Annotated in this window: 8 protein-coding genes; 4 read left to right on the forward strand and 4 right to left on the reverse strand. The window is 44.3% G+C overall.

The features are described from left to right. Positions 1 to 113: 113 nt before the first annotated feature. Both ACED25_RS03780 and ACED25_RS03785 read right to left on the reverse strand, forming a co-directional pair. Positions 114 to 725, reverse strand: coding sequence for an OmpA family protein (locus tag ACED25_RS03780; protein ID WP_032499588.1), 612 nt, complete (start codon positions 723 to 725; stop codon positions 114 to 116). Then, on the reverse strand, positions 725 to 2,032 hold the full coding sequence (locus ACED25_RS03785) for a TolC family outer membrane protein (RefSeq protein WP_012604242.1): 1,308 nt from the start codon (positions 2,030 to 2,032) through the stop codon (positions 725 to 727). The genes ACED25_RS03780 and ACED25_RS03785 overlap by 1 nt, the downstream gene beginning before the upstream one ends. Positions 2,033 to 2,332: 300 nt before the next feature. On the opposite strand from ACED25_RS03785, the gene ACED25_RS03790 reads away from it, so the two are divergent. The 4 genes from ACED25_RS03790 to fabV all read left to right on the forward strand — a co-directional run bounded on the left by ACED25_RS03790 (position 2,333) and on the right by fabV (position 10,967). Then, entirely contained in the window at positions 2,333 to 6,148 is a 3,816-nt protein-coding gene (locus ACED25_RS03790) for a VCBS domain-containing protein (protein WP_371694667.1), read from the forward strand. 439 nt (positions 6,149 to 6,587) lie between these two features. Then, a complete protein-coding gene (locus ACED25_RS03795) occupies positions 6,588 to 7,217 on the forward strand; it encodes a TetR/AcrR family transcriptional regulator (RefSeq protein WP_009847073.1) in 630 nt (209 codons plus the stop codon). A gap of 55 nt (positions 7,218 to 7,272) precedes the next feature. Continuing rightward, the gene (locus ACED25_RS03800; RefSeq protein WP_371694668.1) at positions 7,273 to 9,555 is read left to right on the forward strand and encodes an acyl-CoA dehydrogenase; all 2,283 of its coding nucleotides are present in this window, start codon (positions 7,273 to 7,275) and stop codon (positions 9,553 to 9,555) included. 209 nt (positions 9,556 to 9,764) lie between these two features. Then, entirely contained in the window at positions 9,765 to 10,967 is a 1,203-nt protein-coding gene (gene fabV, locus ACED25_RS03805; RefSeq protein WP_371694669.1) for an enoyl-ACP reductase FabV, read from the forward strand. 185 nt (positions 10,968 to 11,152) lie between these two features. Here fabV and ACED25_RS03810 read toward each other — a convergent pair whose 3' ends face one another. Continuing rightward, positions 11,153 to 12,835: an aspartate:alanine antiporter gene (locus ACED25_RS03810; protein ID WP_012604238.1), complete on the reverse strand. Its 1,683-nt coding sequence runs from the start codon at positions 12,833 to 12,835 to the stop codon at positions 11,153 to 11,155. 248 nt (positions 12,836 to 13,083) lie between these two features. Next, positions 13,084 to 13,347: a GrxA family glutaredoxin gene (locus ACED25_RS03815; RefSeq protein ID WP_009847069.1), complete on the reverse strand. Its 264-nt coding sequence runs from the start codon at positions 13,345 to 13,347 to the stop codon at positions 13,084 to 13,086. Positions 13,348 to 13,534: the final 187 nt, after the last annotated feature.

Below are 13,534 nucleotides of genomic sequence, written 5' to 3' on the forward strand. Positions count from 1 at the left end.
AAGAACAAAAAGCCGTGATGGGTAACCCTATCACGGCTTTATTGATCTTGAAGCTAAGCTGTATTTGTAAGCGAATTTACCTTACATCTTGCGCTTTCAGTGATGATGTCACGTTACTTTTCTAGTGTGGTAAAAATGGTCCACTCTTCAACGATCTGCTCACTTAACCCAACTACGGTCGCGGTTACCTTACGATTCAGTGCGTGTGAAGTAGGATCGTCACCATCGTTTTCTAAGCGTTCTTCACCATAGCCAACAATTCTCACGCGCTCTGGTTCTATACCATTCGAAAGTAACTCATCTTGTACATTGTTTGCTCGTTTCTTTGACAAGTCTAAGTTGTATTCGTTGGAGCCCACTTTACTGGCGTAACCTTGGATTTCAATTGAAGCGCTTTTGTAGTTTTCAAGAAACTCTGCCATGGTGCTAATTTGGCTAGAAAATATTGGGTTTACTTCAAATGAGTCATGAGCAAAGAGTATTTTCAGCTGTCGTACTTCTTCTGCTCGAATTGTTTCACCACAGCCATCATTGTCGACTTGTGATGTTTCTGGTGTACCAGGGCAGGTATCTCGCGCGTTTACTACACCATCTTTATCATCGTCTTGTAGATCGGCAATTTGTTCAGCTTCGGGCGTCTCGATGTAGGCTTCTCGCTGCTGATTGGAGCAGGCAAATAAAGTCATCGTTAATACGGGAAGTAATAAGTAAGTTATTTTCATCATTAATACTCCACGGCCGTTGTCCACTCTTCTGGTATGTCGACCAGTAGAGCGTTCAATAAAGAACCTGTAGCGTTCATCACTCGGTATTTAGCGTACTGCTCCGAATAATGGGCATCCAGATAATCTTTGCGTGCTTCAAACAGTTCGTTCTCAGTATTGAGCAGGTCAAGCAGAGTACGTTTACCTATTCGGTATTGTTTTTCATAGGCGATAACGGTTTCTGAAGCTGAATCAACATGGTCGGACAAAAAGTTTTTCTGTTGCAGTGTGAGATCTAAGGCGCTCCATGAGAGGCGAAGTCCTTCTTCGACTTGGCGATAAGCACGATCTCTAAGATCTTTCGCCTTATTGAGTTGGTAAGCAGAAGCTTCTGAATTGGCGCTGTCTGCACCACCGTTATATAAGTTATACCGCATTCTCAACATTGCGAGCGTCTCTTGACTTGAACCTTCATCGCCTCCTGCATCATCACGCCATGACTGAGACGCTTCGATAGAGAATGTAGGATAGTTTACGCCTTTGGACTGTTTATATTGAAAATGTGCTGCGTCGACATCTGCCGCCGCTATTTTAATTACAGGGTGTTTATCTAAAGCGTCAACTAGGGCATCTGACAATGACAGTGGAATCCAAGATATGTCGGCCCTTGGGTAAATCAGACCTAGCGGTTCTTGTCCTACAACTCTTCTAAATTGGGTATGTGTGTCGATCAAATTATTCTGGGCGGCTAATAAGTTACCATGAGCTTTTGCAATCCTAGCTTCTACTTGCGAAACGTCTGCGGTAGAACCTATGCCTGAACTCGCTCGTTTTTTTATGTCTTTATAGATTTTCTTGTGTATCGCAAGGTTACTTTCTGACAGCGCCAGTACCTCAGTCGCTTTTACTGCGTCGAGATATATTTGTGTTACCTCCAGTGCTTTGTCTTCGGCATCGGCTATCAATTGCAAACGAACTGATTCAGCTTCTGCAGCGGTACGGTCAATATCGTTCAGAGTCGAAGAACCATCCCACAGCAATTGAGTGAGGGAAATCGTTGCTTCCTTTCTTGTTAGATCCGTGTCTGGACCGTTATTTGGTGCAGGGTTTATACCTTCATAACCAATACCGGCATCAAGGTCGATACTCGGCCTGTATGCCCCACCAGAGGCGTCATTACGCTTTTTCACGCTCACATATTCGTTAAAGATGCTTTTTATCTCTGGATTCGTTGCCAGGGTAATAGCCACAGACTGTTCCAGAGTTTGAGCGGCGAGTGGTGCTGCAGCAACTAAGCAACACATTATGGATAATTTAAACAATTTCAAAGTAGCTCTCCTTCTACTTTCAATGCCTCATCCGTTTCCCAACCTACGTTTACCGTTGAATTGAGTGAATGGTATTAAACGAAGCTTAGGACATTTGCAAAAAAATGCGAAGTTTGTTGGTTTTTTTTGAATGTAAGTCGCTATTGCCATTGACTAATTTAAAAAGCATCGCATTTCCACGCATTTAGTGAGTTGATTATCAATAATGCCACTACTAAATTTATTGTAGGAAATAGCCACAGCGTAGAGCGGGATTGGATCCGCGTTTGGTGTGTTCTGGGCAGAAGTGGGAATATGGATATGGGAAATATCAACCTAAGTATACTAGGTCTTGCGAACGGCGTTATAGTGCTCGACGCTCAAGGCCAAGTTAGACGTTTGCCTCCGGGCGAGCAACCAGCTGCTAGCGACGTCATTGTCACTGTCGAAACAACTGAAGAGAGCGTGCCAAACGTTTCTGCACGGTTTGTCGATGACCAAGGTCAGCAAAACGTGATAGACACTGATGATGCGATCGCTCAAGTTCAACGTGCTATTGAAGAAGGGTTTGATCCAACAGAATTGGGTGAAGAGTTTGATGCCGCCGCGGGTGAGCAAGGCTCAAGTCTAACCAACAGCGGTAGGATTGAACGTACAGGGGCTGAAACTCTTGCTTCAACAAACTTTGAAACTGACGGACTTGAATCTCAAGGGTTGTCCGAAACGCAAAGTATTGCTCTTTTCGATATCATTGCTCTTGCGCTTGTTTCAGGTGAAACCAACGTTATTGAGTTTGAACAGGATGAGCCTATTGAAACCGGGGGCGCTTTAACCATTGACGATCCGGACGTTACCTTTATCGCCAAAGATGCGGAAGGCGAAAATGGGTTCGGGTCTTTTGTCGTTAATGAGGATGGCTCGTGGACATTCGTGGCCAACAGTCCATTTGATGAACTTGCTGATGGCGAGCAAATTCAAGATACGACGACAGTGCAAACCTCCGACGGTGGCGAACAAGTCATCACCGTCACCATCATTGGTACTGATGATGCGGCAGTCGCCACTGATGATTCAGGCAGTGTGACCGAGGACATTGATGTCGATGACATCACCAACCAATTAGTGACGTCTGGTCAGATCGTGATTACAGACGTAGATAGCGACACTCCTACCTTTTCAGCTGATGGTGAGTTTAACCTCGTAGGTTCAACAAACGACTCACAACTTGGCGTATTGAGCATCGAACCTGATGGCGCTTGGACTTACGTAGTCAATAACGATGACGTGCAGTACCTAGACGACGATGAATTCGTAACTGAGGTTTATACCGTTACAGCCAGTGACGGTACCACGAGCGAAGTAACTATCACCATCAACGGTGCCGATGATCCATCTGATATAACCGTTGGCGAAGGTGATTCAGACACAGGTGAAGTGACTGAGGATGTGGATGTTGACCAAGATAGCAACAACTTAACAACCTCCGGAACGCTAACCATCACCGATGTCGACGATAACGACGTCGCTGCTTTCGAACCAAACGGTGTGTTTAACCCAGAAGGTTCGACCAATGATACCGCTCTGGGTTTTTTGACCATTACCGATGGTGGTGAATGGACTTACGTCGTCAACAACGATGATGTGCAATACCTTGACGACGATGAGTTTGTCACCGAGGTTTACACGGTTACTGCAATAGACGGAACCACGAGCGAAGTGACCATTACTATTAACGGTGCCGATGATCCGTCCGAGATTACCGTAGGAGAAGGTGACTCAGACATGGGTGAGGTGACGGAAGATGTCGATGTCGATGTTGACCCGGAGAGTAACGACTTGATGGCGACGGGAACACTGACGATTACCGATGTTGATGCTAATGATGTGGCGGCTTTTCAACCTAACGGAACGTTTAATCCTGAAGGTTCGACCAATGATACTGCGTTGGGTATGTTGACCATTACCGACGATGGCGAATGGACTTACGTCGTAGACAACGACGATGTGCAATATCTCGATGACGATGAATTTGTCACCGAGGTTTACACGGTGACTGCGATTGACGGAACCACAAGTGAAGTAACTATCACCATCAATGGTGCTGATGATCCATCCGAAATTACTGTCGGAGAAGGTGACTCAGACATGGGTGAGGTGACGGAAGATGTCGATGTTGACCCGGAGAGTAACGACTTGATGGCGACGGGAACACTGACGATTACCGATGTTGATGCTAACGATGTCGCGGCTTTTCAACCTAACGGAACGTTTAATCCTGAAGGTTCGACCAATGATATTGCGTTGGGTATGTTGACCATTACCGACGATGGTGAATGGACTTACGTCGTCGACAACGATGATGTGCAATATCTCGATGACGATGAATTTATCACCGAGGTTTACACGGTTACTGCGATTGACGGAACCACAAGTGAAGTGACCATCACCATCAACGGTGCCGATGACCCATCTGAGATTACGGTTGGGGAAGGTGACTCTGACGTGGGAGAAGTGACAGAGGACGTCGATGTCAATGAAGATACCAACGAACTCTCGGTGTCTGGTACTTTAACGATTACTGACGTCGACACCAGTGACATGCCTGCATTTAAACCTAATGGCGTGTTTACCCCTGTTGGATCTACTTATGCACTTGCACTAGGTATGTTAACGATTACACCTGAAGGGGCATGGAGTTATGTCGTTGATAACGATGCGGTTCAATACTTGAACGATGACGACACGGTTATTGAGCGATATGTCGTCACCGCCATCGATGGTGTAGAGCATGTTATCGAGATAACAATCAATGGTGTCAATGACGCACCTGAAGCGACCAGCTTTACGGTCGTTAATGATGAGGACGCGATTATACCTATCCTCTTCGATTCTGAAGATGGCGGCATGCCAGATTACATCTCAGATATAGAAGATGATCATGACGACATTCCACTTAATATTCGGATAGAAAGTTTGCCAACCAACGGCAGCCTTTTGTATACCGATGAAAATGGCGTCACGAGAGAAATTGTGCAGTCTGACGTCGACAACGGTGTGTTGTTTGTCCCAAATAATATCAGCTTCGTTGCCGGGCCAGGAGAAATGTTTGAAATGGGCTTCAGTGGTGACCCTGACGATATGCCAGAGCTCGTTGATGGTTTCTATAATTGGGGCGTCGCGGTGTCACCAACCGAGAGACTTATTACCCTAGATAACGGCAATACGATTACGGTTACGATTGAAGACAACAATAATAAGCCTTTGAAACAGTATCAAGGTGAACAGTCTCATGTCGGTTTTGGTATTGGGGATACCGATGGTAGAGGTATGAACAAACAGGAGACCTTAGTCCTCGATTTTACGAATAATCCATTAGGGGTCGTTGATTTTGGTCTAGATGGTTTGGGTGGTTCATTTAACACTAATAGTAATGTTTATGTTGAAGTACTTTATACTTTCGCTGACGGTTCTACTCACACAGATCAGTATCAAAAAGATCCAGGTGATACTGGTAATAGCCAACTCCTTTATGAATTTAGTTATTCCTCACCAAATAAACCAATAGTTGGAATGGAGCTTTCATCAACGGGAGGAAGCTGGGAGTTACGTTATGTCCAAGGCAACGAGGCGGTAACCGATGATCCTCAATTTGACTATGTCGCAGTAGATTCAAATGGCGCTGAAAGTACAGTCGAAACGGTGACGGTTGATATTGAAGAACCACAACAATATAACGTGATCAGTGCTGCGAGTAACGAGCCTTTATTTGCGGGCTCTGGGAATGATGTGCTTATTGGTGATAGCGATGACAACATTTTCACCTGGTTAGACTCTGCACTCGATAATGGTACAGACATCATTAAAGACTTTGAGCTTTATACCAATGGCTCTGGTGATTTGATCGACCTCAATGATCTAATTGAAGACCCACAAGATGAAACTCAAATGGCCGAGCTGCTTGGCATGATTGAAGTGTCTGTTGATGGAGACGATATCGCACTATCGATTCCAATCAATGGCGGCAGTGATACTCAAACCATAGTGGTTGAAGGTATTGCAACGGAAATGGGAGCTTCGGTTGATCTCGGCAATGATCTTTCGGTGCTAGCCGAGTTAATCAAAAATGATGCTGCCTAGTCGGAGCGTGAAATGCTTTGAACTTTAATGTAATGAAAGCCTTCGGTTTCGAGGGCTTTTTTGTGTCTACTATTAACCTAAAAAAACACCGTGATCTTAGACAAAAAAAAGCCCAAACCAACACGGTTTGGGCGGATACAAGTATAGGAGTTAATAAGGAAAATGCAGTAATTAAGAAAACAGTGAGAAACAAGTTTGACGGCCTGTTAAACATCTAAATACTCTGTTTTCTACTTAATTTATGACCCTCGATTATCATTTCAGTTCCCCAAAAAATTCATTAATTTTCTCTTTTTAATTAAACGCGTCTCTATTCAATCGCTTAGAACGTAATGCTTATAACTGGTACGACCAATTTGTGAAAATGTGATGTTGCTTGCTTGTTAAATAAATGTTCTAAGCGTATATTTCAAACAGTTGTTTAATACGAGTGATTGAAATGGCACCAAGAAGTACAACCAAAGACAAAATCTTAGATGTGGCTGAAGGCTTATTTGCTGAGCACGGTTTTAATGACACCTCTTTACGCACGATTACGAGTAAAGCCAATGTCAATCTTGCTTCAGTGAACTACCACTTTGGCGATAAGAAGACTCTGGTTCGTGCGGTACTCAATCGTTACTTAGAAGCATTTATGCCAGCATTGCAAGATGCACTAGTGAACTTAAATTTGAACGAAACGTATTCTATGAGTGACGTGTTTGAGTCTTTAAGACAGCCACTAAGGGCACTCAATGATGTAAGGCCAAATGGTACGAGCCGATTTATGTTGCTTATCGGCAGAGGTTACACGGATGTGCAAGGTCACTTGCGTTGGTTCATTACAACTCGCTACAGCGAAGTACTGACTCTGTTTACCAACTCAGTAATGAAAGCCAACCCAAACCTCACTCAAGAACAGTTATTTTGGCGATTGCACTTCACCCTAGGGACTTGTGTATTCACCATGGCATCTAGCCAAGCTCTAATAGAAATTGCAGAGAATGACTATGACAGAAAGATAGATGCTAAGGCAGTGGTCGATATTCTTATTCCATATTTGGCCGCTGGCATGTCAGCAAAAGAATAAAACAATAAAAAGCAAAATATTCACAAACAATATAGTGAACAAAAGGATCTGAACTATGAGCTCTCTAAGACAAAAATGGGTAAGTGACCCAGCTTTTAAACTCTTTAAAAAAGTACTACCACCCCTATCTAGCACCGAGAAAGAAGCGATGGAAGCGGGTAGCGTGTGGTGGGACGGAGAGCTGTTTTCTGGTAAACCAGATTTCACTAAGCTTCACCAGTACCCAAAACCTCAGCTGACAGCAGAAGAGCAATCGTTCATGGACAATGAACTTGAAACTTTGCTCGCTATGCTCGATGACCACAAAATTGTGAAAGAAGACCGAGACCTTCCTGAGGAAGTATGGAACTTTTTACGCAAAGAGCGTTTCTTCTCGCTAATTATCGCGAAAGGGTACGGCGGCCGTGAATTTTCGGCGCACGCCAACTCTACAATTGTAACTAAGATTGCAACGCGTAGTATCAGTACCGCGGTTTCGGTAATGGTTCCAAACTCTCTTGGCCCTGGTGAGCTACTGTCTCACTACGGAACTCAAGATCAAAAAGACTACTGGCTTCCACGTCTAGCTGACGGTACAGATATCCCTTGTTTCGCACTAACAGGCCCTGAAGCAGGTTCTGATGCGGGTGGTATCCCTGATGTCGGCACTGTGTGTATGGGCATGCACGAAGGTAAAGAGACACTAGGCATCAAGCTTAACTGGAACAAGCGTTACATTACGCTAGCACCAGTGGCAACGGTACTTGGTTTGGCTTTCAAACTGCACGATCCAGAAAAGCTACTGGGTGACAAAGAAGACATTGGTATCACTTGTGCGCTTATCCCGGCAAACCACGAAGGTGTTGTGATTGGTGAGCGTCATGATCCACTTGGTCTTGCGTTTATGAATGGTCCAACACGCGGTCACGATGTATTTATTCCTATGGAATGGCTAATCGGTGGCGCAGATTACGCAGGTAAAGGCTGGCGTATGCTGGTGGAATGTCTATCTGCAGGTCGTGGTATCTCATTACCCGCACTGGGCACGGCGATGGGCCACCTAACAGCGAAAACGACCGGCGCATACGCTTATGTTCGTAAGCAGTTCGGTATGTCGATTGGTAAATTTGAAGGTGTTGCAGAGAGCTTAGGCCGTATTGGTGGTTTAACGTATCTATTAGAAGCGACTCGTACACTGACAACCACTTCACTTGATATGAAAGAGAAGCCGGGTATCGTAACGGCTATCGCGAAGTATCACATGACAGAGATGGCTCGTACTATTCTGAATGACTCAATGGATATCCATTCAGGTCGTGCAATTCAAGATGGCCCAATGAACTACTTGGCTGCGCCTTACCTAGGTATTCCAGTTGCTATCACAGTAGAAGGTGCGAACATTCTAACTCGTAACCTGATGATCTTCGGTCAAGGTGCGACACGTTGTCACCCATACGTATTGAGCGAAATGGAAGCGGCAGCGAACCCAGATGAGAAGCAAGGTGCAAAAGACTTTGATAGCTTGTTGTTCAAGCACATCTCACACGCAACTAAAAACACGTTTGGCGCTTTTGGTGCAGCACTGACTGGCTCTAAGTTCATTAAAGCCGACATGAGTGGTCCAACAAAGCCTTACTACCAAGATTTGACTCGCTTGAGCCGCGCACTTGCAGTGAGTGCGGATTTCGCAATGCTGACGCTAGGTGGCGAACTGAAACGTAAAGAGCTTATCTCTGCACGTTTGGGTGATGGTCTAAGTTACCTATACATGGCGTCTGCTGCACTTAAGAAGTATGAAGATGAAGGTCGCCAACAAGCTGACCTAGACTACGTACACTACGCGGTTCAACACTGTTTCCACAATGCGGCTAAGTCGTTACAAGAAGCGTACCGTAACTTCCCGAACAAGATGGTTGGTAAAGTACTTAAAGGTCTAGTTTTCCCTGTAGGTAACCACTTCGAAAAACCAAGTGATAACCTAACAGTTCAACTAGCAGAAAGCTTGATGACTCCGGGAGCACACCGTGAACGTCTGACTCACCTTTGCTACATCGGCAAGGAAGAGGATGATAGTGTTGGCCTTATGGAGAACGCGTTCAATGCGATGTACAGCATCAAGCCTCTGGAGCGTAAGATCTTTAAAGCAGTGAAAGAGGGCAAAGTGGCTCGTAAAGGCTTGTTGGCAGACAAACTGGCTCAAGCACTTGCTGCTGACGTTCTGACACAAGTAGAAGTCGACCAAATTGTTGCTGCTGATAAACTGCGTTACACAGCGATTCAAGTTGATCACTTCAGTCATGACTTTAGTGAAACTTTGACGCGAAAAGAGTTAAAACCTAAGCTAAATAGCGTTGCTTAGATAACGAAATGATAAAAGGCACCTAATAAGGTGCCTTTTTTGTTTTTGTCGTAGAAGTCGCAATAGAAGCGTTAACAAATGGTGACTTAGTCGGCAAATATCAGTTGAGTGCTCCAACCACTTGCATTTTCACCACATTTTTACAGAAATTAGATGCCATTTGCGCACGAAACTCTTATCCTTAACCTGATTTTTTAAGGAAGTTGAATATGATCATCAAACCTCGAATTCGCGGATTCATCTGTACTACAACACATCCAGTCGGTTGTGAAGCTAATGTAAAAGAACAAATTGCTTACACAAAAGCTCAAGGCCCAATCGCAAATGCACCTAAACGTGTACTCGTTGTTGGCTCTTCAAGTGGCTACGGCTTGTCTTCACGTATTGCGGCTGCATTTGGTGGCGGCGCTTCAACTATCGGTGTTTTCTTCGAGAAAGCCGGTACTGAGAAAAAGCCGGGCACAGCTGGTTTTTACAACTCAGCAGCGTTCGATAAGCTAGCTAAAGAAGAAGGCCTGTATTCAAAAAGCCTTAACGGCGATGCTTTCTCTAACGAAGCTAAACAGAAAACAATTGACCTGATCAAAGAAGATCTAGGTCAAATCGATATGGTTGTGTACTCACTGGCATCTCCAGTGCGTAAAATGCCAGAGACTGGCGAAGTGATTCGTTCATCTCTTAAACCTATCGGTGAGACTTACACATCTACAGCGGTAGATACAAACAAAGATGCGATCATTGAAGCAAGCGTTGAGCCTGCTACTGAAGAAGAGATCAAAGACACTGTTACTGTAATGGGCGGTGAAGATTGGGAACTTTGGATCAACGCACTTTCTGAAGCGGGTGTTCTAGCTGACGGTTGTAAGACTGTTGCTTACAGCTACATCGGTACTGAGCTAACGTGGCCAATCTACTGGGATGGCGCGCTAGGTAAAGCTAAGATGGATCTAGATCGTGCAGCATCAGCGCTTAACGAGAAACTAGGCCAAACTGGTGGTACTGCGAACGTTGCTGTTCTTAAGTCAGTTGTGACTCAAGCAAGCTCTGCTATTCCTGTTATGCCTCTTTACATCGCTATGGTGTTCAAGAAGATGCGTGAAGAAGGCATTCACGAAGGTTGTATGGAACAGATCTTCCGTATGTTCAGCCAACGTTTATACAAAGCAGATGGCGGTGCAGCAGAAGTTGATGAAGTGAACCGTCTACGTCTAGACGACCTAGAACTTCGTGATGACATTCAAGAGCATTGTCGTAACCTATGGCCTCAAATCACAACTGAAAACTTAAAAGAACTGACTGACTACGTAGAGTACAAAGAAGAGTTCTTGAAGTTGTTCGGTTTCGGTGTTGATGGTGTTGATTACGAAGCTGACGTTGAGACAGCTGTTGAATTTGATGTAGCTGACATCTAATTCAAACAATCGAATCAGAACGAAATAGGCGCTCATTGAGCGCCTATTTTTTTGTCTGTAGTATGAGGAAAGTAGTATAGAGATGTGGGATGAGAAAAGAGATTAAGTAATAAAAAATGCACTAACTCAAAGATGAATTAGTGCATTTAAAATATCTAATCTAAAGTGTTATAACGCTGAATAAACTAGCTAATGATAATGATAAAGGTACCCGCTAAGGTCATCAATATATTGGCTATCGCGTACGTACCCGCGTACCCCAGAGCTGGGATAGTTGAACGAGCGTGGTCATTCACTATGTCCATCGCCGGAGCACAGGTTCGTGCGCCAATGATGGCTCCAAACAACAAAGCTCGGTTCATCTTCAGTGCGTAAGCGCCGACTAGGTAAGCGAAGAATACCGGTAGTACACTCACGATAAGTGCTATCCCGATAACTTGCGGACCCACTTGGGTCAAATGCTCAAATATCTTACCACCGGCGCTCAAGCCGATACCGACCATAAAGAACATCAAACCGAGATCTTTGACCATATTCAACGCCCCTTGAGGAACGTAACCGAAGGTCGGGTGGTTCGCTCGTAAGAAGCCAAGCATGATGCCCGATAGAAGAAGACCAACCGCATTACCTAAACCAAATGAGACTTGTCCGAATGTCATGGTGATCAAACCAAACAAAATACCCAGAATGAAGAAGCTACAGAAAGCCGTCAAATCGGCCATTTGGCTGTGAATCGAGATGAAACCAATTTTTTCTGCAAGGCCGTGAACACGGCTCTTTTCACCACTGACTTGTAGTACATCACCTTTAGAAAGTACGATGTTTAAGTCCATCGGCATTTCAATTTGAGCTCTTACTACGCGGTTAAGGAAACAGCCGTATTCGGATAAGTTTAAGTCAGATAAACGCTTACCCGCGATGTTGTCACTTTTAACGACGATCTCTTCTTCAACGATTCGTAGATCGAGAAGGTTACGGTCAAAAACTTCTTTGCCGTTTCGGAAACTTGGATCAAGACGAGCGTGGCTGTCAGGGAAGCCAACTAATGCGATTTCATCACCTTCTTGCAGAATGGCATCGCCATCAGGGTGGGCAAGAATACCATTACGTCGGATCCGCTCGATGTAGCAACCAGTTTGGCGATAGATGCCAAGCTCACGAAGGTTCTTGCCATCAGTCCAGGTAATTAGTTCTGGTCCCACACGATAAGCTCGGATAATGGGTAAGTAAACCTTACGCTGGCCAGAGGTGCCTAGGCCACGCTCTTGAGCTATTTGTTCTGCAGAGTCGTGTAGGTTTACTTTCTGAAGCTTTGGAATAAGGCGGGCAAACATAATCATACTGATTAAGCCGACTAAATAAGCCATCGCGTAACCTACAGAGAGGTTTTCTATGACCAGACCCAGGTCCATGTTTCTTGGCACTTCAGCTAAACCTGAATTGAGTGCATCTTGCGCACCAACTAATATTGGTGTTGCAGTTAGTGCTCCCGCCATCATGCCGGCGGAAAGTCCGAAACCAAGACCTAAATATTCGCTGCAAAAATAAGTAAGGGCAATAGCCGTAGAAAGTACAACGAGGCTAAGAATGAGGTAATGCTTACCATCTCTGAAGAATATACCGAAGAAGTTGGGCCCAGCTTCAATACCTACACAGTAAATGAAGAGCATGAAGCCAATCGTGAGAGCGTCGGCGTTAAAGGAAAAGCCAAGATGTCCCATGATAAGAGAAGTAATCAGAACACCGATTGAATTTCCTAGTTGGAGACTACCGAAACGAATTTTACCAATGGCGAGGCCAATAGATAACACAACAAAAATGAGAAGGATGGGGTTTTGTTTTAACAGCAAGACAACGTCGATATTCACAGTGATTGCTCAATAATTAGCGTGAAACACAGGATCAGTTTGAGGAATGAATTGTATCTAAATATAAATAAATTATAAGTGCTATTTTCAATTTTATTCGATATTGACCTTAATCTTACTCCGGTTGAAAAGTTGTCATAAAAAAGCCCGCTGCAATGAGCGGGCTTTATATCAATCATACAGTCTAACTATCTTATTTATTAGCTGTTTAAGGCGTTAGCCTCGATTTTCGTTTGAGAAATCCCAGCTTAGTCGAAAAGACCTAGGTTTTCTTTTGCGTATGCTTCAAATTCTGTGCAGCCGCCAATGTGATCTTGGTCGATGAAGATTTGTGGCACTGTGTCTACAGGTTTACCAACAGTCTTCTCTAGGTCAGCTTTGCTGATGCCTTCAGCGTGGATGTCAACGTAACGGTAGTTGAAGTCATCGCGTTTAGCTTTAAGAGTTTCAGCATGCTCTTTTGCGCGAACACAGAATGGACAAGCAGGGCGACCAAAAATAACTACAAACATTTAATTTCTCCTAAATACGGGATGAGGCTCGTTAACTCATTTATGTTAACTATTCTTTTATGAATGCCACTCAAAATTTCTTAAAACCAACTATGCCTCAATGGCATGGGGAAATAAAGATGGAATTGCCTCTTAATACGATAGGTTTTGCCTATCAGCGCAAATATTAATCATAAAAGGCTAGAGT

This window comes from Vibrio sp. 1F263 (genome assembly GCF_041439035.1).
Lineage (GTDB): Bacteria > Pseudomonadota > Gammaproteobacteria > Enterobacterales > Vibrionaceae > Vibrio > Vibrio tasmaniensis_A.